We start from the raw sequence: 22,939 nt of genomic DNA, 5'->3' as shown, positions 1-22,939 counted from the left end.
CGGGAGGGGCGTGAATATCAAAGCGTGTTTGCATGAGGCGCTGGGGCACCCCATGCAACACGTAATTGGGACATAGCCTTTCACAAGGAGTCCCCATGAATCACACCCAAGCCTGGTGCTGGCATGCCCCCGGTGAACCGACCCAGCTTACCCTCGCCGATCTGCCCCTGGCACCGCTCGCCCCTGACGAGGTACTGGTAGCCAACCGGGTTATCGCCTTCAACCCGGTGGACTGGAAGCTGATCGAATATGGCCACTCCAACTGGCAGGATGGTCAGGTGCCCGGCGTCGATGGCATGGGCACTATCGTGGCGCTCGGCGCCAACGTCAGCCATCTGCGTCTCGGCGCCCGGGTCGCCTACCACACCGACCTGCGCCACCACGGCAGCTTTGCCCGCCACACCCGGGTACCGGCCCGCGCCCTGCTGCCGGTGCCCGATGCCCTGAGTGACGAGGCGGCGGCCGCCCTGCCCTGTCCCGGTCTCACCGCCTGGCAGGCGCTGGCCAAGCTGCCACGCCTGCACGGGGAAGCGCTGCTCATCACCGGTGCGGGCAGCAGTGTCGGCCGCTTTGCGGTGCAGCTCGCCCTTAAACAGGGGGCGCGGCTCTTTGCCAGCGCCAGTCCACGCCACCATCAGTGGCTCAAACAGATCGGGGTGCAGGGGGTGGCCGATTATCGGGATCCGGAGTGGCTGGCCATCCTGCAGGCCGCCAACGGCAACGAGCCGTTTGAGGGGATCATCGATCTGGTCTCCAGCCAGCAGGCGGAAAGCTTGCTGCCCGCCCTTGGCTACTACGGCCATATGGTGACGGTGCTCGGGCGCATCCCGCACAATCCGCTGCCCGCCTTTACTCACTGCCACTCCTTGCACGAGATTGCGCTCGGTGCCCAGCATGCCTTTGGTACCGACAAGCAGTGGAGCCGACTGGTGGCCGCCGGTGTCGCCATGATGGCGCAGATGGCGAACGGCGAGCTGACCCTGCCGCCGCTGGTGGTGGGCAACTTCGAGGCGCTGCCCACCCTGCTCGAGCGCTTCAAGCGCGAAGGACAGGGCGAGAAGTTTCTGGTACGGGTGGCGTAACTATGACTTCACCCGGCAGCTACACCTGCCATTGAAACGAAAGAGGCCCGCCAGTGATGGCGGGCCTCTTTTTATATCAACTGCTTTTCATATCGAGGACATTGGCACCTGACTCAGTGCAGGATCACCCCGTGGGTCGCGGCATAGCCACGGATCTCGCGGGTCAGCCGCGCCTTGTCAGCCAGAGAGAGCCAGCTCGCCTCAACGGCATTGAGCGAGAGGCGGCAGAGCTGACTCATGGTCGCGCCGAGGCCATCGGCCAGCGCCGCAAAGTTGGCCCCCATGTAGCCACCGAAGTAGGCGGGATCGTCCGAGTTGATGGTGACGCAGAGCCCCTGCTCCAGCAGCCGCAACACATTGTGCTGGGCCATATTGCCGAACACCTTGAGCCGGGTGTTGGAGAGGGGGCAGACGGTGAGCGGCAGCCGGGTATCCGCCAGATAACGCAGCAACTCGGGATCATCGGCCGAGCGCACCCCGTGATCGATGCGGCACACCTGCAGCTCGTTGATCGCCTGCCAAATGTAGTCGGCAGGTCCCTCTTCGCCGGCATGGGCCACCACCGGCAACCCCAGCTCGCGGCAGCGGGCAAAGACCCGGGCAAACTTGCTGGGCGGATTGCCCTTCTCCCCCGAGTCAAGGCCGATGCCGTGAATGCGCGACAGGAAGGGCATAGCCTCTGCCAACGTCGCGAACGCCTCCTCTTCGCTGAGGTGGCGCAAAAAACTCATGATCAACCGCCAGCTGATCCCAAACTCCTTCTCCCCGGTCTGCAGCGCCCGCTCGATGCCACTCAGCACAGTCGCAAAGGGGATACCGCGAGCGGTGTGGGTCTGCGGGTCGAAGAAGATCTCCACATGCACCACCTTGTCGGCAGCGCAACGCGCCAGATAGGCCCAGGTGAGGTCGAAGAAGTCCTGCTCGGTCACCAGCACGCTGGCGCCGCGATAGTAGAGGTCGAGAAAAGATTGCAGGCAGTCAAAGTCATAGGCGGCGCGCACGCTGGCCACATCGGGCCAAGGCAGTGGCACGCCGTTGCGGCGGCCCAGCTCAAACATCAGCTCGGGTTCGAGGCTGCCCTCGATATGCAGGTGCAGCTCCAGTTTCGGCAGTCCGGCGATAAATTGCGCGGCGGTGAGGTGTTCGGGTGTGACTGGCTTGGGAATTGGGGTGTCCATAGCGACGGCTCCATCAGCAAAGTGATCCGGCGTCAGCCCCTCCACCAGACTGACCCGACGGCAGCTTTATTGTGCACCGAAGTGGCGAGACAGGGGAGACTTGTCATCAAACAGACTTATAATGGCGTCACAAAAATCATAAATGATTGAACATCTTAACGATTGGCGGCTCGCCTGCGCCCTGACAAGGAGTTTTCATGAAGAAGAACGTCATCTGCGATATCGACGGTGTCATCCTGCACAATAACGATCTCATCCCCGGTGCCGACCGTTTCGTCCACCGCCTGCTGGAGCAGGGCAGCAAGCTCTTGTTCCTCACCAACTACCCGGCCCAGACCCAGAAAGATCTGCAAAACCGCTTCCGCTCCGCAGGGATCGAGGTGCCGGAGGAGTGCTTCTACACCTCCGCCATGGGCACCGCCGATTTTCTCAAGCGCCAGGATGGCAAGAAGGCCTATGTGATTGGCGAAGGGGCGCTGACCCACGAGCTCTACAAGGCCGGTTTCACCATCACCGATATCGACCCCGACTTCGTGGTGGTGGGCGAGACCCGCAACTACAACTGGACCATGATGCAACTGGGCGCCAAGTTCGTCGATCAGGGGGCCCGTTTTATCGCCACCAACCCCGACACCCACGGCCCCATGATGCACCCGGCTTGCGGCGCCCTGTGCGCCCCCATCGAGCGGATGACCGGCAAGAAGCCGTTCTATGTCGGCAAGCCGAGCGCCTGGATCATCCGTGCGGCGCTCAACCGGATGGAGGCCCACTCCGACGACACCATCATCATCGGCGACAACCTGCGCACCGATATTCTGGCGGGCTTTCAGGCCGGTCTCGAAACGGTGCTGGTGCTCTCCGGGGTGAGTAAGGTGGCCGATATCGACCGTATGCCGTTTCGACCGAACCATATTTTCGACTCTGTGGTCGACATCGATATCGTCTAATCACCACCCAAGCGTTAAACAGGGCAGGTCTCAACTGCCCTTGCAGGATCTGTTATGGAACCCATTCTGATCGCCGTGGCCTTTGGCTGCGGCATGGTAGTCAATCTGATTGGCCTGCCCCCTCTGCTCGGCTTTCTGGCCGCCGGTTTTATCCTCAACGGCATGGGATATGAAAATAGCCCCGCCCTGAGCGAAGTGGCCGATCTCGGCGTCACCCTGCTGCTGTTCACCATCGGCCTCAAGCTCAATATCAAGACCCTGATGCGGCGCGATGTGTGGGGCACCACCAGCCTGCACCTGCTGCTCTCCACCCTGCTCTTTACCGTTGTGCTGCTGGTCTGCAAGGGGCTGGGGCTCCACCTCGCCCTGTCACTGGACTGGAAACTGGCGCTGCTGCTGGGCTTTGCCCTCTCCTTCTCCAGCACCGTCTTTGCTGTCAAGGTATTGGAAGATCGCAGCGACATGAATGCACTCTACGCCCGCATCGCCATCGGGGTACTGGTCATGCAGGATGTGTTCGCCGTGGCCTTTCTGGCGTTCTCCAGCGGCAAGTTGCCCAGTATCTGGGCGCTCTGGGTGCTGGGGCTGCCACTGCTGCGCCCGCTGTTGTTCAAGCTCTTGGAACGGGCCGGTCACGGCGAGTTGCAGGTGCTGTTCGGGGTGTTCCTGGCACTGGTGGTGGGGGCCGCCGGTTTTGAAGTGGTCGGCCTCAAGCCGGATCTCGGGGCGCTGATCATCGGCATGCTGCTCGCCTCCCATCCGGCGGCGGCGGGACTGGCCAAGGCGCTCTTTAACCTCAAAGACCTCTTTCTGGTCTGCTTCTTTCTCACCATCGGCCTCAACGGCCTGCCGACCCACGACACCATGCTGCTGGCGCTGGCATTGGTGCTGGCCCTGCCGCTGAAAAGCGCGCTCTACTATCTGGTCTATAGCGGTGCTCACCTGCGGGTGCGTACCGCCCTGCTCTCTACCCTGGCGCTCAGCAACTTCTCGGAGTTTGGCCTGATCGTCGCAGCCATCGCCGCCAAGGCAGGCTGGCTCTCCTACGAGTGGCTGGTGGCGGTTTCGCTGGCGCTGGCGGCAAGCTTTATGATCTCCGCCCCGCTCAATGCCCAGAGCGAGCGGATCTATCATCGCATCGGTCACTGGCTGCGGGGGCTGCAGGCAAGCAACCTCCATCCGGAAGACAGGCCCATCGAGCTCGGCGATGCCGAGGTAATCATCCTCGGTATGGGGCGGATCGGCCAGGGCGCCTACTTCGAGCTGGAGAACAAATACGGCAACGTCATCCTCGGGGTGGAGAACGACAGCGAGAAGCTGCCCACCCTGCGCGCCCAGGGGATGAACGTCATCGAGGGGGATGCCACCGATACAGACTTCTGGGACAAGGTGCTGCTCTCCAATCAGGTCAATCTGGTACTGCTGGCGATGCCCCACCACTCGGGGAATCTCTACGCCATCGAGAAGCTGCGCAGCCACGGCTTCAACGGCAAGATCGCCGCCATCGTCCGCTTCGAGGATGATATCCCCTCCCTGCAAGAACAAGGGGTGGATGCGGTGTTCAACGTCTATAACGAGGCGGGCAGCGGCTTTGCCCGCCATGTGATCCGCCGCTTGCAGCCGCGCTGAGTGCTGGCATCAGGGGCTTGGCGAGGGCACTTGGCAAGGGAATGTGCATCGTTTAAGTTATGCTCAACCTCGTTTAATAAAACGAACAAACGCGGGGCCGGGATGGCCCCGCTTTCATATCCCCATTGCCAGGGAGGCACCATGAAGACCCTTAACGACTGGATTTTGCTCGACCGCCACGAAGCTACCCCCACTCCGCTGATGCCCGCCCCCGAACGCATTAAAGCGGGCAACCCGAGTCAGACGGTATGGAACCACTACTCCGACCCCAGCCAGCAGTTCCACGTGGGCCTCTTGGCCTGCGAGCCCGGCCGCTGGGCCATCCACTACACCGAGCACGAATATTGCCAACTGCTGGAGGGGGATGTGGTGATCCACGACAATCAGGGCGGCCAGCTTGCCCTGAAACCCGGCGATCAATTTGTCATTCCCGCCGGCTTTGTCGGAGAGTGGGAGACCCTCACCCCCTGTCGCAAGGTCTATGTGATCTTCGAACCCGCCTCGGCTTGACGTTCACGTCACCCGGTCCCACTCCCTGTACCACTACCGGCGCCACTACCGGCCCCCTTATCCCGGTGATCTGCTTGACGCTTACGGCATGATTTTCTGCGGTTTTCCCGCTTGCAAAAGGTTTTTCCGCTAGGCATTGTGTCTGACGAGGAATGTAAATGGAATTTCGAGCCCGGACGTGGGGGCTCATATAAAAATCAAGAGGATTACCGCCAATGTGTTCTATTTTCGGCATTCTGGACATCAAAACTGACCCGGCTCTATTGCGCAAATCGGCGCTGGAGATGTCCAAGCGACTTCGTCACCGCGGGCCAGACTGGTCCGGCGTCTACAGCTCCGACAAAGCGATTCTGGTGCACGAGCGCCTGGCCATCGTCGATCCGGGCAATGGCGCCCAGCCGCTCTACAACCCCGAGCGCACTCACGTATTGGCCGTCAACGGCGAGATCTACAACCACAAGGAGCTGGAGAAGAACCTCAAGGTCGACTTCCAGTTCCAGACCAAATCCGACTGTGAAGTGCTGCTGGCCCTCTACAAGGAGAAAGGCCCGGCGTTTCTGGACGATCTCAACGGCATCTTCGCCTTTATCCTCTATGACGCCGAGCAGGATGCCTATCTGATTGGTCGTGACCACATGGGGATCATCCCCCTCTATACCGGTCGCGACGAACACGGCAACTTCTATGTCGCCTCCGAGATGAAGGCGCTGGTGCCGGTCTGCAAGAGCGTCGAAACCTTCCCGCCGGGACACTACCTGTGGAGCAAGGATGGCGAGCTTAAACAGTGGTACAAGCGCGACTGGATGGAGTACAGCGCGGTCGAGCACAACGTCAGCGACAAGGCCGAGCTGAAAGCGGCACTGGAAGCGGCGGTCAAACGCCAGCTGATGTGCGACGTGCCTTATGGCGTGCTGCTCTCCGGCGGGCTGGATTCGTCCGTCATCTCCGCCATCACCAAGATCTACGCCGCCCGTCGGGTGGAAGACGATGGCAAGAGCGAAGCCTGGTGGCCGCAACTGCACTCCTTTGCCGTCGGCCTGGAAGGCTCGCCTGACTTGGCTGCCGCCCGTAAAGTGGCCGATCATCTGGGCACCATCCACCACCAGATCCACTTCACCGTGCAGGAGGGTCTGGATGCCCTGCGCGACGTCATCTATCACCTCGAGACCTATGACGTCACCACCATCCGCGCCTCCACGCCCATGTATCTGATGGCCCGTTACATCAAGGCGATGGGGATCAAGATGGTGCTCTCCGGTGAAGGTTCCGACGAGCTGTTCGGTGGCTATCTCTACTTCCACAAGGCACCCAACGCAAAAGAGTTCCACGAAGAGAACGTGCGCAAGCTCGCCTCCTTGCACCTCTATGACTGCCTGCGCGCCAACAAATCGATGGCCGCCTGGGGTGTGGAAGGTCGCGTGCCCTTCCTCGACAAGGAGTTCATGGACGTGGCGATGCGCCTGCAACCTGCCGACAAGATGTGTGGCAAGGGCAAGATCGAGAAGCACATCCTGCGCGAAGCGTTCGAGGATCTGCTGCCCCACGAAGTGGCATGGCGCCAGAAGGAGCAGTTCTCCGACGGTGTGGGTTATTCGTGGATCGACAGCCTGAAAGCCATGGTCGAACAGGAAGTGACGGATCAGATGTTCGAGGCGGCCGCATTCCGTTTCCCCATCAACACCCCGCTCACCAAAGAGGCCTACTTCTACCGCGCCATCTTCGACGAGCACTTCCCGCTGGAAGCCGCCGCCCGCACCGTGCCCTACGGCAAGTCGGTCGCCTGCTCCACCCCCACCGCGCTGGAGTGGGATGCCAAGTTCAAAGAGATGGCCGACCCGTCCGGCCGCGCCGTGATGGATGTGCACCAGCAAGGCTACTAAGCCCGCACGGGTTCACCCGGTCGGATAACGCCAGATAGCAAAAAGCCCTTCACTACGGTGAAGGGCTTTTCGTTATTTCATCTCCGGATAACCGAAGGAGCAGTTACAGATAGAAGATCCCCACGATCAGGGTATGGAAGACAAAACCGACCATCAGGGGTACCGAGGTGCGCTTGATCACCGCGAACGGGGTCAGCTTGGCACCGCTGGAGACCGCGATAATCACCCCGGAGACTGGCGACATGGCGCGCCCCATGTGGGAGGCCTGCTGCATCGGCAGGATCATGGCGGCGGTATTGACCCCCATGCTGGCTGCGATCTGCGGGATCAGCTCGACAAAGGCGAGGAAGGGCGCATTGCCGGAGCCCATGATAATAGCGGCAACCAACGTCACCAGTGCAAAAACGATCGCCATGGCAAAGGCGGGCAGCCCCACATGTTCGGCGCCGACGATCAGAATGTCGATCACCCCCAGCACCTTGATGCCGTGGGCGAAGATCCCCGCCGCCACCAGCAGCCCCACCACGTTGCTGAACGCTGACCCCATGCCGTTGAGGAAGTGGCTGAAACCGCCGCACACCTGCTTCATGTCACGGGTTCTGGCTGCCTCCACCACCATGCTGATAAACATGGAGATCATCACGATGGTGATGACGTTGAGCTTGATGTGATCGACAAACAGGGAAGAGAAGCCCACCGCCATGATGATGGGCAGCATCGGCAAGATGGCATAAAAACCGGGGACTCCGACCTGTTGTACCGACTCATCCACCGCAGCCGCGCCCTGATGCTGATGCCCTTCCTGCAGATCGCAACGACGTTGCCAAAATACGTGCATCAAGCCCACCACCAGCACGGTCGCCAGTGCGGCCGGGCCCTGATAGGTGTAGACATATTCGATCACGTTATGGCCCATGCCCACCGCATCGGTTGCACGGATGGCGTCAATAGCGGTCGGGGTATAGGCCACCCCGAGGGAAGTAGCAATCACCCCGGCCGACGAGGCCGCAGAGAGGCCAAGCCCCACCATGATGGGGAACAGGGTCGCCATCAACAGTACCGCCAGACCGGTCGCCGAGGGGATCGCCAGTTGCAGCGCGCTGGCCAGCAGATAGGAGAAAAAGAGCAACACATAGGGAGAGCGCAACCGACGCAGCGGACGAATCGCAATGCGCACCACCGCATCATTGGCACCGATATGATCCATGTAATGGGCAAAGCCCATCAGCGCCATGATCATCAACCCCAGATCCGCGGCCCGCGAGCTGAACAGATCCCGCATCACCTCAAAGGGATCGAACAGGGCAAGCCCGGTGCTCGCAACCCCTTTGGGCAGCACACTCCCCCACCCTGCCAGCTGGCTTGCCACCATCAGCACCAGACCGGCGGCAAACAGCACCGGCTCGGCCCGATAGCCTTTGAGGATCAACCTGGCCACCAGCACGATGACCAATACCGCAATAACTACCTGAAACATGACGGCTCCTTAGCGACTGAAACGGGCGTGGGTGAGCTTGATTATCTCGATCACCACGGCACTGGCCGCCTCGAGGGATTTAACCGGCAGGTACTCGTAGATGGAGTGAAAGTTGTGGGCACCGGTGAAGAGGTTCGGGCAGGGCAATCCCTTCTGGGAGAGCACGGCGCCATCATAACCACCGCGCATCGGGATGGGCTTGGGGGTGATCCCCAGCGTCTCGTAAGCGGCCAGCGCCAGTTCGATGGGATAACGATTATCGCCCTGCAAACTGTTGAACACATTGCTGTAGCGATCGCTCAAGTGGTAACTCACGTTCTGCTCACCCCACAGGGCCTGACAGCTCTTGCCGAGGGTGTCGAGCAGGGTCATTCGTTGCTGATACCCCTCCTGAGTGAAGTCGCGCACATCCAGCTTGAGCACAGTTTGGGCGCTGTTGCCCTGCATCTGCTTGACCCAGTAGTAACCTTCACGCCCCTCGGTATATTCAGGCGCTTCGCCCCCCGGCAGCATGGCGATAAACTTGTGCGCCATCAGCAGCGAGTTCTTCAGCTTGCCCTTGGCCGACATGGGGTGGGCCGAGGCACCGTGAAAGACAAACTCCGCATCCCCCGCATTCCAGTTCTCATAGACCAGCTCGCCAATGCCGCAGCAGTCGAGGGTATAGGCGAAGTCAGCGCCAAAACGTTCGGTATCGAACGCCTTGGCCCCGCGCAATCCCTGCTCCTCGTCAGGTACCAGACCAATTTTGATGGTGCCGTGAGGGATCTCCGGGTGTGCCTGCAGATAGGCCACCGCATTGACGATGGCGGCGATGGCCGCCTTGTCATCGGCCCCCAGCAGGCTGGTGCCGTCGGTCACGATGATCCGATCGCCGACATAGTTGGCAAGCTCCGGGAACTCGCTCTGGCGCAGGGTGATCTGCTGGTCGGCATTGAGGCAGATATCCCCCCCTTCATAGGCCACTACTTGGGCATGGGTATCGTTGGTGTGTTCGGCACTGGTATCGAGATGGGCAAAGAAGGCCACGGTGGGCAGATCCCCCGCCACATTGGCAGGCAGGGTGGCGGTCAGGATGGCGTTGTCCGCCACCTCCACGGTCAGCCCCAGGGCAATCAGCTCCTGCGCCACCTTGTCAGCCAGCACCCGCTGCCCAGGAGAAGAGGGCATCACCCCGGCCGCCCCCGCTTCACGGTTGGTGGTGGTATTGATGGCGGTGTATCCCAAAAATCGGTCGACAATCTGCATTGCGGTAGTCCTGTGAGTAGTGACGGATATGATGCCGTGACGAGATCCGGCGGCGCGGTCACCTTATTCAGAAAGCAGCCGCCTTTTTCTGCAAACAGCCGTCTGATGAAGCGATAACACCTTGGATTAACGAGAAAAAATGAGATGGATAAAGAGAGTGCCCATCACAGTCGAATCAATGGGTAGTGATAAATAACACAGAAAAGCTGCATAAAAGCCATCAGATAACCAAAAGTGGGTAGCTGATCACATGCCTGATATGCTGAAAGGCGAAATAAAAACCTGAATGAAAGTCTCTGCTTTCGTATCGGGTAGCGAAATCCACTGCCCAGCCAGACACATTGGCGGGATGTCATAGAGGAAAAATTCCGGAGCACAGGCTCCGGCATCGATAGAGGGAAAGTGATCAGAGGAACCGATCAGCCCGGCGGCCGCTCAGGCTGACCATCTGGGCCCCTCTTTGGCATGATGAGTGCGTCGCGGTTAATCCTTTTTCGCCTTGTTGGCGAAGAAGATATCGGCCTGAATATCCTGGGTGCGCACCGTGAAGATCTGGTTGGTCAGATCGTCGGTCAACGTTTCGGCCTCCTGCATCACCCGCAGATTGAAGTCGTTGAGCATGCTGTTGGCGGCGGCCTTGTCGGTCTTGACCGTTTTCAGATAGTTGGCTTCCATCTCTTTCTGCTCTTTGGCGATCTTCGCCTCCCAGCTCTGGTACGCCTGCTTCACCATGGGGGCCAATTTGGGGTAATCGGTCATCACCAGGGTCTGCAGTTTGCGATATTTCCAGTAGATGGAGTCGCTGTCGGCCTTGTCGCTGCCCATGGCATAGTGCGCCGGATAGGCTTCCAGACCGCTGTAGTAGGGAACGAAGGCGGTCAGATCCGCCATGCCGAGGCCCACATAGGTCACCTCCCCTACCTCACGCGGCATCCAGGGGCGAACCTGCATCACATGGGACTCATAGGTACGAAACACACTGACGGGGCGCCACGGCTCCTGACCGTTCAACCCCTTGCTGTAGGGATCGTGCTCGGTGCCGTCATAGTGATTGCGCAGCACCGCCTTGACCTCCTCCAGCGTCATCTTCTTCTCGGGGGAGAGGGTGACCGGGAACTGGCGACCGGCATCCACCGCCTGCTTGAGCGAGGGGTTGAACATCTGCTGGATGGTCCAGACCCGCGGATCGTTATAGCTGCGGTCCCGCTCGTCATCGCGGGTATAGGCTTTCGAGAAGTTGAACGCCCCATCTTTTTGCGGATGGTAGAGCCCCTTCTCGGTGGCAAATTCGATCAGATTTTTCGAGCCCATCATGTCGGCACTGGCCGGATCGTACTGCTGCAGGCGGCCCTGATTGCCGGTGGCAAAATAGTGATTTTTCGGCAGACGCTGCGCCATCCAGTGGTGGCCGGTGGCGGTCTCCAGATACCAGAGCTCGTTGTCATCCACCACGGCAACGCCAAATCCCTCTCCCGCGCCTATGGTCTCGATGATGTTGCCAAGCAAGGCGATCGCCTCGCGGGCCGACGTGGACCGGGAGAGCAGCACATCGGGAATGTCATCCTCGGTGATCCCCTTGTCTTCCACATAGGGGTCAAAGGCGAGCGCTTCGGGTGAGGCGAAAATGGACTCGGTGCCGCTCACCCCTACCCCCTTCTCGTTGAACCCGGTGGCGCCGTGCAGCTGGGTCTTCCAGTTCGGCACTGTGGTATAGCGCAGGGAGTTTTTCGGCAAGGGGTAACTGAAATCATTGGCGCCGTTGTGAGCCTTGGAGCTGTGTACGCCACTTTGCCCCTGCTTGGCCGGATGGATCACAAAATGCTGGGCTTTCAGGGCATCGCTGTCGGCGCTGCGGGCCACCATCATGGAGCCATCGGCGCTGGCCTCACTGCCAACCAGCAAAGTGGTGCAGGCAAATGCCGACGAGAAGAGGGCAAGGTTGATGGAGAGTGCGACGACGCACTTTTTGAAGGAATGCATGAGATCTCCTTGTTGCACAGAGTGGTTGCAAATAAACGGTGGCTCGCCAGTCAACCTGCCTCTGTCGCAAGGGATAGCCACAGTGACACGGGCCGGGCAGTGCGGACCATCAAACCGTAAAAAATGAAAAAAGAGAGGTGCGGACAAATCGCGTGACAATCGACAGAAACCTAGGCGCCCATGATAGGCGACCTGTTCGCATCTCCCCTTCGCCTATACCTCAGGCGTGGCGATCCTAGGCTTAATCAACTGATGGGAGTGTGATTAATAACGCAAAACACCAACAATGAAGCGTGCTACAACTCAAAATATTGATAACTGTGACAAGAGCGGAGTTTTTGACAATAAGTCGATTCACCAGCAGCCCCGGAGGCAAACCAGCGATGAGATCAACCAAGAGGGGGGGCAGATAGCGGGATAACGTGATCACATCATCCCGTCATTTTCAGCAGTGTCAGCGGATCACTGCGCATCCGGCTGGTTTGCGGGGGCGGCCTTGATAAAGGCCTGCAACTGCTCGCAGTTGGCGACAATGCGGCAGATGGTGGGGTAATCGTCCAGGGTCATCTCGTAACGACGGGCGTTGTAGACCTGGGGCACCAGCATGCAGTCGGCCAGGGTCACTTCGTTGCCGACGCAGTAGACACCGGCGGTGGTCATCAACAGCTGCTCGAGGGCAGTGAAGGTCTCGTCAATCCAGTGGCGATACCAGTCCGCTTCCTGTGCTTTGTTGACCCTTAAGTGCTCTTCCAGATAGCCCAGCACCCGCAGATTGTTGAGGGGGTGGATGTCACAGGCGATCATGTTGACGATCTGGCGCACCCGGGCCCGCGCCTCGGGGGCAGAGGGCATCAGGGAGTAGGCGGGATAGGTCTCGTCGAGGTACTCCATGATGGCGACGGACTGACCGGTCTGCAGATCGCCATCCACCAGAAACGGCACCAACCCCTGCGGATTGAGGCGGCGATAGGCCTTTTCGCGCTGTTCGCCCTGCCGTAAATTGATCGGATGCTGCTCGTAGGCGAGCCCCTTGAGCTGCAACACGATCCGCACCCGAAAACTTGCCGACGAACGCCAATAGCCAAACAACTGCAACATAATCTGTCCCTGCTTTTTATCTGGGCCCGAAGCCCGGCAGGTGCTCGCCACCTGCCTCCTTGTGTATCCGGCACCGGTTGAGGGCTCGTCGTGATCCGGACATATCCCGAATAGGTTTGCCACCAACCGGCGCTGGCCATCAACCTCCCTGACCGCTCGCAGGCACCACTTGTTGAGAGATGGTGCCAAACAGATTTTGGCCAGAGCGATCTTCCATCGCGATCGACACTCTATCACCAAACTGCAAATAGGAGGTTGTAGCTTGATCACAATCAAGAATTTCCAGCATGCGGCGCTCGGCGATGCAGGATGAACCGGCGCTGCGATCGTAGTTGGAGACGGTGCCCGAGCCGATGATGCAGCCAGCGCCAAGGGGACGGGTCTTGGCCGCATGGGCAATCAGCTCGAAGAAGTTGAAGGTCATGTCCACCCCGGCATCCGGTGCGCCAAACAGGGCGCCATTCAGATGGGTGCGCAGGGGCAGCAGCACCTTGCCATCGCGCCAGTCATCGCCCAGCTCGTCGGGGGTGATCGCCACCGGCGAGAAGGCGCTGGACGGCTTGGACTGGAAGAAACCAAAGCCCTTGGCCAGCTCCCCCGGGATCAGGTTGCGCAGGCTCACGTCGTTGACCAGCATCAGCAGTTTGACGTGGCTGGCGGCCCCCTGTGGGCTCACTCCCATCGGCACGTCGTCGGTAATGATGGCCACTTCTGACTCGAAATCGATCCCCCACTCCTCGGAGCCCATGACAATCGGCCCACGGGGGGCGAGAAAACTGTCGGAGCCCCCCTGATACATCAGCGGGTCGTGCCAGAAGCTCTCGGGCATCTCGGCGCCGCGCGCCTTGCGCACCAGCTCCACATGGTTGACATAGGCACTGCCATCGGCCCACTGGTAGGCACGCGGCAGCGGTGAGAGGCAAGACGCTTCGTCAAAGGGGAACGCCTCGGCCACGCGGCCTTCGTTAAGCTGCTGATAGACTTCCTCAAGCTTGGGGGCAAGCTCGGCCCACTCGTCGAGGGCGGCCTGCAAAGTCGGGGCAATCTCGCTCACTCGCACCGCCTGGGTCAGGTCCCGGCTCACCACCACCAAAGCGCCATCGCGCTTGCCATTGATCAATGTTGCCAATTTCATAAGCGATTCCTTATTTGCCGGCCGCAGCGTCCGGGCGCTGCCAGCTGGAGACATACCGGGTGTTCTCGATCCCTTCGCACAGGCTGCCGACGTTCAGCGCATCGCGGGTATCGAGCATGACCGCCACCTCGTCGGTGAACTTCTTGGCATAGGCCTGCCCCGCCGCAAACGCCTTGGGATGGGGGCCGTGGGTGAAACCGGCAGGGTGGAAGGTGACCATGCCCCGCTCGATATTGTCCCGGCTGAAGAAGTCCCCGGCGTGGTAAAAGAGCACTTCGTCGTAATCATCATTGCTGTGGTAGAAGGGCACCTTGAGGGCACCGGGGTCGCTCTCGATGGGGCGCGGCACAAAGGTGCAGATGACAAAGCGGCTCGCCACAAAGGTGGAGTGGGCCGACGGCGGCAAATGGTAACGGTGGCTCATCAGCGGGCGGATATCCCGCCAGTTGAGGCGCACCACGCACAAGTCCCCGTGCCACCCTTGCGCATCAAGCGGATTAAAAGGCCAGGTGATGACCGACACCTGATCGTGGCGTTTCACCTGCAGCGACCAGGGGTTTTCATCCTGCTGGGCCAAAAAGCGCTCATTGATGGCGGGCACATCGAGCGCCGCCGGGTCAAAGATGGCGTGATTGCCCACCAGCCCCTTGTCCGGCAGCTGGTAGCTGTCGTTGGTCGCCTCGATCATCAGGATGAAAAGGGGCGCTGTCGGCTCGATGCGCCACATGGTGCCACGGGGGATCACCACGTAGTCACCATCGCGCAGGGTCAGGTGGCCGTAGTCGCAGAAGAACTCGCCGCCCCCCTCGTGGATAAACAAGAGCTCATCGCCGTCGGCGTTGCGCACCAGAAACGGCATCGCCTCGGATAGCCGCCAGATCCGGTAGCGGCAGTGGGGGTTGCTGAGAATGTCGGGGGCCACCCAGGGGGAGAGCGAGCTCACCTCCTCTTGCAGGGCATTGAGGTCAAACAGCCGTGGCCGCAGCGGCCCCTCCCAGCTGCTCCAGTCGGTGGGGGCATGCTTGTGGTGCATGTGGGTGGCGGGGCCGAAAAAGCCGCTGCGCCCCAGCTCGCGCTCATAGATGGCCTGTTCGGGCAGATCGGCATGGGCCTGTCGGGAGTGGGTTCCCTCCCGATGGGGAAAGTTAATCCAGTTACGCATCGCTCGCGCCCTCTTTGCCTGCACCCTTGTCATCTTCGCCACCATCCAGCACGCCGCGGCGGATCTGGTCCAGCTCGATCGATTCAAACAGCGCCTTGAAATTTCCCTCGCCAAACCCTTCGTTGCCCTTGCGCTGGATGATCTCGAAGAAGACCGGGCCAATCACGGTATCGGTGAAGATCTGCAGCAGGATGCCATCCTTGGTGGGGGAGCCGTCGATGAGGATGCGCAGCTCTTTGAGGGCCGCCAGATCCTCCTGGTGTCCCTCGACCCGACCGTTCACCTTCTCGTAGTAGGTATCCGGCGTCGGCATAAAGCCGGTGCCGCGGCTGCGCAGGGTACGGATGGTCTGGTAGATATCGCTGGAGGCCATGGCGATGTGCTGGATCCCCTCCCCCTTGTACTGGCGCAGGTACTCCTCAATCTGCGACTTGTCATCCGCCGACTCGTTGATGGGGATGCGGATCTTGCCGCAGGGGGCAGTCATGGCGCGCGAATGCAACCCGGTCAGCTTGCCCTCGATATCGAAGTAGCGAATTTCACGGAAGTTGCCGATCCGCTCATAGAAATTGGACCAGACATCCATATTGCCGCGATGGACGTTGTGGGTCAGGTGATCGATCTCGATAAGACCGGCATCCACTTCCGCCATCCGGGCCTGCCAGTCGGGGTAGAAGACAAAATCCACGTCATAGATGGAGCCCTTGTCACCATAGCGATCGACGAAAGAGAGGGTGCTCTCGCCGATACCGTAGATGGCAGGAATATTGAGCTCCATGGGGCCAATCTTGCCGATAAAGGGCTTGGCCCCCTTGGCGATGGCGAACTGCTGGGCCTTGCCTGCATCGCTCACCCGAAACGCCATGCCGCAGACGCTCGGCCCGTGCAGGCTGGCGAACTGCTCCGCCTGGGAGTGAGGTTCGGCATTGACCACGAAGTTGATATCCCCCTGCCGGTAGAGCCAGCACTGCTTGTGTTTGTGCCTGGCGATCTCGGCAAACCCCAGCGAGACAAACAGGCTCTTGAGGGCGGCAATCCCTTTGGCATCGGGGGCCGTGTACTCGACGAACTCGAAGCCATCTGTGCCTAACGGATTGATGGTGTGAGTGGCGGAAGAGGTGGCATTCATCGGGCGCTCCTTGCTCTTGATTAGGTTAAAACGGATTGCAGCACCCAGTGGCGCAGCAAGTGTTAACAACTTGTTTCATTAGAAGCAGGGCGTAGCAGGAAGAGAAGAGGCGAGATGCAGATAGTTTTTCGCAGCTGGTAGCAAAAGATGTAAATGGATTGTGACATTCAAGCCGCAGCCCTGCGGATCAAAGTGTGACGACCCGCATGGCTGTCAGCTTTGCATTACAGTTGCCAGTTTTTGACTATCAGATGGGGCAAGCGGGCCCGGGCTTTTTGTAGTCGCGTGGGCGTCGGATTGATCAACCACGCCTCTTTCCCCAACCCCAGCAGCGGCAGATCGTGCAGGCTGTCGCTAAGCGCCAGCTCGACATCGAGGGTGCAGATCTCCGGCAGCAGCTTGTGCTGGCCGTGGCAATAGAAGCGCGGCATCAGGCCGCCAAAACAGTAATGCATCTGCGAGCCAATGATCCGGTGGGGCAACTGGCCGGGCAGTTGCTGATGGAGCTGGGCTCGCACCAGCGCGCAAGGGCTGGCGGAGATCACCCAGCAGCGCCCCCCCTCGTGTTGCAGCAGATCGCGAGCCTGACGAAACAGTCCCGGCCTGGTGCGGCAATAGGCGCGCACCAGCTTGCGCCACTCCAAGGGGGAGAGCCCCAGGGTGATGGCCCACCAGATAAGGGAGATACCGCGCCGCCGCTGGCTGGGAACAAGATAGACCACTCCACCCAGCGCAATCACCGGCAACAACAGCAGCGGCCAGATCCGGCGGCGCAGGATATAGCGCAGCAGACCGGCGTGGCTGTCGCCGGGGGCCAGAGTGTCGTCAAAGTCGGCCAGGATCCAGCGCGGCGTGCTCCCGTCAGAGGCATTGGATGCATCACGCTCTTTTGCTGAATGGATCATGGCGTCAGGCTCTCGGCGCATAAACATCAGGGCGCAAGGGTGGCGCTCGCGGCTGTCAGCTCAGGAGTGACAAACTCGGCCCCCTGTGTGGGCGGGCAGACAAAATCGAACGGCTCGCCCGCCAGCGTAAAACTCAGTCGCCAGGCGTGCAGATAACCGCGCTCGGCTGGCGTGCCGCCATAGCGTTCATCCCCGAGAATGGGGGCACCGATGCTTTTGAGGGCAACCCGGATCTGGTGGGTCTTGCCGGTCTGGGGCTTGATGCGATAGAGCCGCAGCCCCTCGCGCACCGAGACCGAATCAAACCAGCTGATGGCGGGGTTTTCCAAAGTGCGCGCCAGCATCCAGCTGCCGCCGCGCCCCTTTTGCATATCCCCTTTCACCCAGCCCTGCTTCTTCTTCGGTTTGCGATCGGAGAGCGCCAGATACTGCTTGCTCACCTCGCGGGCAGCAAAGGCCATGCTCAATTCGCGGTTCGCATCCGTGGTGCGGGCCAGCAGCACCAGCCCGGAGGTCATCTTGTCGAGCCGGTGCACCGGATAGAGGGTGAGCCCGGTATCGGCCTTCACGCGATTGACCAGCCCCGGATTGACCGACTCACCGTCGCCCTTCTCGTCGTGCATGCCGATACCGGGCTGCTTGTCGATAACCAGAAAAGCGGGATGCTCAAACAAAATCCGGTACATAAAACCTCGGGAACTGGGGGATAAGGCACGCAGCCAACGGCTGAGTGCGCTCGGGAGTGCTGCATTCTCCCTGCTCGACCACCATTTGGCAAACCGGGCGGGCAGAGGATGAAGATAAAAAATGGCCCTGCCAGCAACAGGCGGGGCCATTTTCGCTCATCTTGGCAGCTCAACCCTTACACATTGCGCGGGCGCAGGTGGGCATGCCAGCGCGCTTCCCACTTCTTGAACAGCCAGACGATGACAAAGGTGAGCAACATATAGAGCAGCCCGGCGGTCAAAAATGCCTCGAACGGACTGTAGTAGCGGGAGTTGATGATCCGCGCCGCGCCGGTCAGATCGACGATGGTGATGATGCCCGCCACCGCCGAGCCCTGCAGCATGAAGATCACCTCGTTGCTGTAGGCAGGCAGTGCCCGACGAAACGAGTTGGGCAAAATGATCCGGGTCAGAGTCTGCCAGCGGGTCATGCCAAAGGCGTTGGCTGCCTCAATCTGGCCGCGCGGCATGTTGTGTACCGCCCCGCGCACGATCTCGGCGGTATAGGCGGCGGTATTGAGGGTGAAGGCCAGCAGGGCACAGAACCAGGCCTCGGAGAAGAGCGACCAGGCGGCACTGTTTTTCAGCCACTCCCACTGGGCGGCGCCGTAGTAGATGATAAAGAGCTGCACCAGCAGCGGGGTGCCGCGAAAGAAGTAGATATAGGCCCAGATCGGCCCCTTGATCAGCCAGTTGCGGCTGTTGCGCAGGATGCCCATGGGCACCGCCAGCATCAGACCGAGGAGCAGAGAGAGGGCCACCAGCCAGACTGTGGTATAGAGCCCCTCCCAGTAGGTCGGCCACTCTTTGAGAATGATTGAGAAATCCATGGCTTACCTCGTCTTTATGGCATAGTGACGCTCGGCCCACTTGAGCGCCGAGGTGGAGACTGCGGTGAAGATCAGGAAGATCAGCGCCACCGCCATGTAGAAGGTGAAGGGTTGCTGGGTCGACCCCGCCGCCAGCGAGGCTTTGCGCACCATGTCATCAAGGCCGATGATGGAGACCAGCGCGGTGGTTTTCAGCAGCACCAGCCAGTTGTTGCCAAACCCCGGCAGGGCGTGGCGCATCATCTGGGGGAAGAGGATCCGGACAAACACCTGGGTTGCCCGCATGCCAAAGGCGCGTGCGGCCTCCAGCTCGCCCTTGTCCACCGCCAGAATGGCGCCGCGAAAGGTCTCGGTCATGTAGGCGCCGAAGATAAAGCCGATGGTCGCGACACCGGCCACAAAGGGGCTGATATCGATATAGTCCGGGAGCAGGGAGACCCACTCCTGATTGGGATTGCCTTCAAGTAAAAAGCTGTTGTAAGCCTCGTTGACCCAGCTGCAGATACCGTTGATCAGCACCTGGCCGCCAAAAAAGAGCAGCATCATCAGCACCAAGTCGGGAATACCGCGAATGATGGTGGTGTAGCAAGTCGCGATGGCCCGGGCCCACTTGTAGGGAGAGAGTTTGGCCAGCGCCCCCAGCATCCCCAGCAGCAATGCCAGCAGCAGGGAGGCCAGCGCCACTTCCAGGGTGACCCAGGCGCCCTCCAACAGCGAGGCTTCGTATCCTTTCAAATCAAACATGGGCAGCTCCATTGCAATTAATAGGGCCCATTGCTCCACACAGAGAACATGGGCCCCGGGACTACTGGCGAGGTGAGCCAATCGGCCTGTTACTTGTCGTTGAGCAACACGTCACAAGTCCCCTCACCCTGCCCTCTCCCAAAGGGAGAGGGAACTGCTTTTACTCGCCGTAAACGTCCTCTGGTTTTATTCGCCGTACACGTCGAACTCGAAGTACTTGTCGTTGATTTCCTTGTACTTGCCATTGGCGCGCAGCGCCAGAATGGCGGCGTTGAATTTCTCTTTCAGATCCTTGTCAGCCTTGCGCACCGCAATACCGGCACCCTCGCCAAACCACTTGGGATCGGTCAGTTTCGGACCGACGAACTCGTAGGCATCGCCCCCTTCCTTCTTCAGCAGACCGTCGGTGATGGCGGCAGAGTCGGCCATCACATAGTCGACGCGACCGGATTTCAGATCGAGATAGGCTTCATCAGCCGTGCCGTAACGCTTGATGGTGGCGTTCGGGAAGTTGTCGGTGATGTAGGTATCCATGGAGGTCGCACGTTGCACCGCCACGGTTTTACCATCCATGAAAGCCTTGTCGAGCTTGACGTCAGTGCCCTTCTTGGCGGCGAAGCGGGCCGGAATGTGCTGGTACTTCTGGGTGAAGTCCACCTTCTTCTTGCGCTCTTCGGTGATGTCCATGGTGGCGATGATGGCGTCAAACTTGCGCGACAGCAGCGCCGGAATGATGCCATCCCAGTCCTGCTTGACCAGGGTGCACTTCACCTTCATCTCTTCGCACAGGGCATTAGCGATGTCGATATCAAAACCTTTCACCTCGCCACTGGGCTCGGTCCAGGAGAAGGGGGGATAGGCACCCTCAACCCCGATCCGTACCTCTTTCCACTCCTTGGCCATCAGGCTACCGGACGCGAGGGCAGTGACTACGGCAGTCGCCAGCATCAGCTTGTTCATGTATCTCTCCTTGATAAAACAGTTGATTGGGTAACTCGACATTCCGCCATCAGTAGATGGAGGAGATGAATTGCTTGAACCGCTCGGATTTGGGATGGGCGAAAATCTCCTTGGGGTTGCCCTCCTCTTCCACCCGCCCCTGATGCAGAAACATCACCTTGTTCGATACATCCCGGGCAAACGACATCTCGTGGGTCACCACCAGCATGGTGCGCCCCTCTTCGGCCAGCTCGCGCATCAGGCCGAGCACTTCCCCCACCAGCTCGGGATCCAGCGCCGAGGTGGGTTCGTCAAACAGCATCACCTCGGGCTCCACCGCCAGCGCACGAGCAATGGCGGCTCGCTGCTGCTGACCACCGGAAAGATGGCCGGGATAGTAGTCGCGCCGCTCCCACAGCCCGACCCGGTTGAGCAGATGCTCGGCTCTGGCGATCGCCTCGGCACGGGGCACCTTGAGCACCTGGATCGGCACTTCGATGATGTTCTGCATGATGGTCATGTGTGACCAGAGGTTGAAACTTTGAAACACCATGGCCAGCCGACTGCGGATCCGCTCCACCTGACGCATATCTTGTGGCTGCCGCTCACCGGCCCGGTTGGTTTTCATGGCAATCAGCTCGCCATGGAGCGAGACAGTGCCGGATGAGGGGGTTTCGAGCAGATTGATACAGCGAAGAAAGGTCGACTTCCCCGAGCCGGAGGAGCCGATAAGGGAGATAACATCCCCCTTGTGGGCGGTCATGTCGATGCCCTTGAGCACTTCGTGGGTGCCAAAATATTTGTGCAGATCACGTACTTCCAGTGCGGCAACGTCGCTCATCCATTACAACCTTGTCTGTCCCTAGACGCCGCAGGGGGCGTGACTCAACCATCGTTCATTTAACAAAAAGTTAACCGATGGCAACCTTCAGCGAAAATATCACCCAGATAGTGAAAAAACAATACAGAACGAGGGTCTTCAGGGGATTCGCTCTATTTTTATTCGCTCTTTGCGTATTTTTCAGCACTTTGTTTGCATAAACAGCCGTTTCAATGGCTATTCAGATACCGCCTTTTTATACCCCAATCATATCAGTGGCAAGAGAAAAGCGTGATGTGTGCCAAACCGGCTCCAAAATCGCTTTATGCACCCCCTTGCAGAGCGAAAGATCAGCCCCCCGATCGGATCAACTTGATTTCATTGGTTCACTCGGGCTCGCACAGAACCTTAACAAACAGCCAAGTTGTGGCGAAAAAGTAACAACACCCTCAAAAAAGGGCTGTTTTCGGCCATGAAAGCGAGAGATATGTGACACAGAGCCAATAAGTAATGATAAGGTGGTATTTTTATCAGTTTTTGTGATCGAGGCCTCGATGTTGCTCAACGTGTTGCTGATCCTGTTGCCACTGGCAATCGGCTATCTGGTTCCCCTCTCCTCTGCCCGACTGATCAAGCTGGTCAACCAGAGTCTGGGCAAGATGGTCTACCTCATCCTGTTTCTGATGGGGCTCGGGCTTGCCTATGTGGAGAACTTGGGCAGCAATCTGGCGGTGATCTTCAAGGTCGCCGGGGTGATGCTGGCGGCGATCACGGTCTGTAACCTGCTGGCCCTCTGGTGGCTCGACAAGCGCACGCCGCCGACCCACGAGGCAAACGATGCCAGGATGCCGAGCAAGCTGCATCTGTTGTGGGAGTCGCTGCAGCTCTGCTTTGTGGTGCTCGGCGGTGTGCTGCTCGGGCTGCTGGTGGATCTGCGCGCCCTGCCCATCGACAAGTGGAGCGAGTGGGCGCTGATGCTGCTGCTGTTTCTCATCGGGGTGCAGATGCGCAACTCCGGCATGCGGCTGCGGCAGATCCTGCTCAATCCCTGGGGGATGAAGATCGCCTTCACCGTCATCATCAGCAGCTGGATTGGCAGCCTGCTGGCGGCCCAGCTGCTCGGCATGCCCCTGACCCACGGCCTGGCCCTCAGCTCCAGCTTCGGCTGGTACTCCCTGTCGGGCATTCTGGTGGCCGACAAACTGGGGCCGGTGCTGGGCTCGGCTGCCTTTATCAACGATCTGGGCCGCGAGCTTATCGCCATCCTGATCATTCCGGTGCTGATGCGTCGCCACCCCTCGGCCGCCATCGGTTACGGCGGCGCCACGGCGCTGGACTTCACCCTGCCAGTCATCCAGAAATCAGGCGGCATTCAGGTGGTACCGGTGGCCATCGTCTCCGGCTTTATCCTGAGCCTGCTCGGCCCCATCCTGATCCTCGGATTTCTGGCGATCTAACTGCATTTGCACGCAGCCAGCACGAAAAAGCCCGACACGACTATCGGGCTTGTGTTATCCGGGT

20 protein-coding genes are annotated in these 22,939 nt (G+C 59.9%); 6 read left to right on the top strand and 14 right to left on the bottom strand.

The features are described 5' to 3' along the window. Positions 1-95: 95 nt before the first annotated feature. Positions 96-1,082 (top strand): zinc-binding dehydrogenase, encoded by a 987-nt coding sequence (locus BSP75_RS07300; RefSeq protein WP_075112738.1) that lies wholly within the window; start codon positions 96-98, stop codon positions 1,080-1,082. A gap of 113 nt (positions 1,083-1,195) precedes the next feature. Here BSP75_RS07300 and BSP75_RS07295 read toward each other — a convergent pair whose 3' ends face one another. Further along, positions 1,196-2,260, bottom strand: coding sequence for an adenosine deaminase (locus tag BSP75_RS07295; RefSeq protein WP_075112737.1), 1,065 nt, complete (start codon positions 2,258-2,260; stop codon positions 1,196-1,198). A 197-nt stretch (positions 2,261-2,457) separates the two neighbouring features. Between BSP75_RS07295 and BSP75_RS07290 the strand changes: the two genes are divergently transcribed. The 4 genes from BSP75_RS07290 (at position 2,458) to asnB (ending at position 7,226) form a co-directional block, all read left to right on the top strand. Beyond that, a complete protein-coding gene (locus BSP75_RS07290) occupies positions 2,458-3,207 on the top strand; it encodes an HAD-IIA family hydrolase (protein WP_043164926.1) in 750 nt (249 codons plus the stop codon). 54 nt (positions 3,208-3,261) lie between these two features. Continuing rightward, the gene (locus BSP75_RS07285; RefSeq protein WP_075112736.1) at positions 3,262-4,836 is read left to right on the top strand and encodes a cation:proton antiporter family protein; all 1,575 of its coding nucleotides are present in this window, start codon (positions 3,262-3,264) and stop codon (positions 4,834-4,836) included. Between the two features lie 141 nt (positions 4,837-4,977). Beyond that, on the top strand, positions 4,978-5,346 hold the full coding sequence (locus tag BSP75_RS07280; RefSeq protein WP_075112735.1) for a cupin domain-containing protein: 369 nt from the start codon (positions 4,978-4,980) through the stop codon (positions 5,344-5,346). 215 nt (positions 5,347-5,561) lie between these two features. Then, a complete protein-coding gene (asnB, locus tag BSP75_RS07275) occupies positions 5,562-7,226 on the top strand; it encodes an asparagine synthase B (protein ID WP_042059329.1) in 1,665 nt (554 codons plus the stop codon). Positions 7,227-7,329: 103 nt separating this feature from the next. Here the strand turns inward: asnB and dcuC are convergent, their stop codons facing one another. The 13 genes from dcuC to BSP75_RS07210 all read right to left on the bottom strand — a co-directional run bounded on the left by dcuC (position 7,330) and on the right by BSP75_RS07210 (position 21,439). Further along, on the bottom strand, positions 7,330-8,703 hold the full coding sequence (dcuC, locus tag BSP75_RS07270) for a C4-dicarboxylate transporter DcuC (protein ID WP_075112734.1): 1,374 nt from the start codon (positions 8,701-8,703) through the stop codon (positions 7,330-7,332). Between the two features lie 9 nt (positions 8,704-8,712). Then, the gene (pepT, locus tag BSP75_RS07265; protein WP_075112733.1) at positions 8,713-9,951 is read right to left on the bottom strand and encodes a peptidase T; all 1,239 of its coding nucleotides are present in this window, start codon (positions 9,949-9,951) and stop codon (positions 8,713-8,715) included. A 483-nt stretch (positions 9,952-10,434) separates the two neighbouring features. Next, positions 10,435-11,931 carry a C69 family dipeptidase gene (locus tag BSP75_RS07260; RefSeq protein ID WP_075112732.1) on the bottom strand — a complete coding sequence of 499 codons (1,497 nt, stop codon included), beginning with the start codon at positions 11,929-11,931 and terminating at the stop codon, positions 10,435-10,437. A gap of 462 nt (positions 11,932-12,393) precedes the next feature. Next, positions 12,394-13,029 carry a maleylacetoacetate isomerase gene (maiA, locus tag BSP75_RS07255; protein WP_075112731.1) on the bottom strand — a complete coding sequence of 212 codons (636 nt, stop codon included), beginning with the start codon at positions 13,027-13,029 and terminating at the stop codon, positions 12,394-12,396. Between the two features lie 139 nt (positions 13,030-13,168). Continuing rightward, on the bottom strand, positions 13,169-14,164 hold the full coding sequence (locus BSP75_RS07250) for a fumarylacetoacetate hydrolase family protein (protein WP_075112730.1): 996 nt from the start codon (positions 14,162-14,164) through the stop codon (positions 13,169-13,171). A 10-nt stretch (positions 14,165-14,174) separates the two neighbouring features. Continuing rightward, the gene (locus tag BSP75_RS07245; RefSeq protein ID WP_075112729.1) at positions 14,175-15,326 is read right to left on the bottom strand and encodes a homogentisate 1,2-dioxygenase; all 1,152 of its coding nucleotides are present in this window, start codon (positions 15,324-15,326) and stop codon (positions 14,175-14,177) included. After that, on the bottom strand, positions 15,319-16,455 hold the full coding sequence (hppD, locus tag BSP75_RS07240; RefSeq protein WP_075112728.1) for a 4-hydroxyphenylpyruvate dioxygenase: 1,137 nt from the start codon (positions 16,453-16,455) through the stop codon (positions 15,319-15,321). The genes BSP75_RS07245 and hppD overlap by 8 nt, the downstream gene beginning before the upstream one ends. 224 nt (positions 16,456-16,679) lie before the next feature. Beyond that, on the bottom strand, positions 16,680-17,360 hold the full coding sequence (locus BSP75_RS07235; protein ID WP_075112743.1) for an HAD family hydrolase: 681 nt from the start codon (positions 17,358-17,360) through the stop codon (positions 16,680-16,682). Positions 17,361-17,386: 26 nt separating this feature from the next. After that, on the bottom strand, positions 17,387-18,046 hold the full coding sequence (locus tag BSP75_RS07230) for a TIGR01621 family pseudouridine synthase (protein WP_075112727.1): 660 nt from the start codon (positions 18,044-18,046) through the stop codon (positions 17,387-17,389). A gap of 176 nt (positions 18,047-18,222) precedes the next feature. Further along, positions 18,223-18,915 (bottom strand): ABC transporter permease, encoded by a 693-nt coding sequence (locus BSP75_RS07225; protein ID WP_058053806.1) that lies wholly within the window; start codon positions 18,913-18,915, stop codon positions 18,223-18,225. A 3-nt stretch (positions 18,916-18,918) separates the two neighbouring features. Continuing rightward, entirely contained in the window at positions 18,919-19,659 is a 741-nt protein-coding gene (locus BSP75_RS07220) for an ABC transporter permease (RefSeq protein ID WP_075112726.1), read from the bottom strand. 186 nt (positions 19,660-19,845) lie between these two features. After that, the gene (locus BSP75_RS07215; protein ID WP_058053808.1) at positions 19,846-20,619 is read right to left on the bottom strand and encodes an ABC transporter substrate-binding protein; all 774 of its coding nucleotides are present in this window, start codon (positions 20,617-20,619) and stop codon (positions 19,846-19,848) included. 49 nt (positions 20,620-20,668) lie between these two features. Then, positions 20,669-21,439, bottom strand: coding sequence for an ABC transporter ATP-binding protein (locus tag BSP75_RS07210; RefSeq protein ID WP_033138423.1), 771 nt, complete (start codon positions 21,437-21,439; stop codon positions 20,669-20,671). A 533-nt stretch (positions 21,440-21,972) separates the two neighbouring features. On the opposite strand from BSP75_RS07210, the gene BSP75_RS07205 reads away from it, so the two are divergent. After that, positions 21,973-22,875 carry a lysine exporter LysO family protein gene (locus BSP75_RS07205; RefSeq protein WP_075112742.1) on the top strand — a complete coding sequence of 301 codons (903 nt, stop codon included), beginning with the start codon at positions 21,973-21,975 and terminating at the stop codon, positions 22,873-22,875. Positions 22,876-22,939 lie beyond the last annotated feature (64 nt).

Source organism: Aeromonas sp. YN13HZO-058 (genome assembly GCF_001921245.1).
GTDB lineage: Bacteria > Pseudomonadota > Gammaproteobacteria > Enterobacterales > Aeromonadaceae > Aeromonas > Aeromonas allosaccharophila.
Note: the sequence above shows the minus strand (reverse complement) of the source record. Positions and strands in the feature narration are given on the sequence as shown.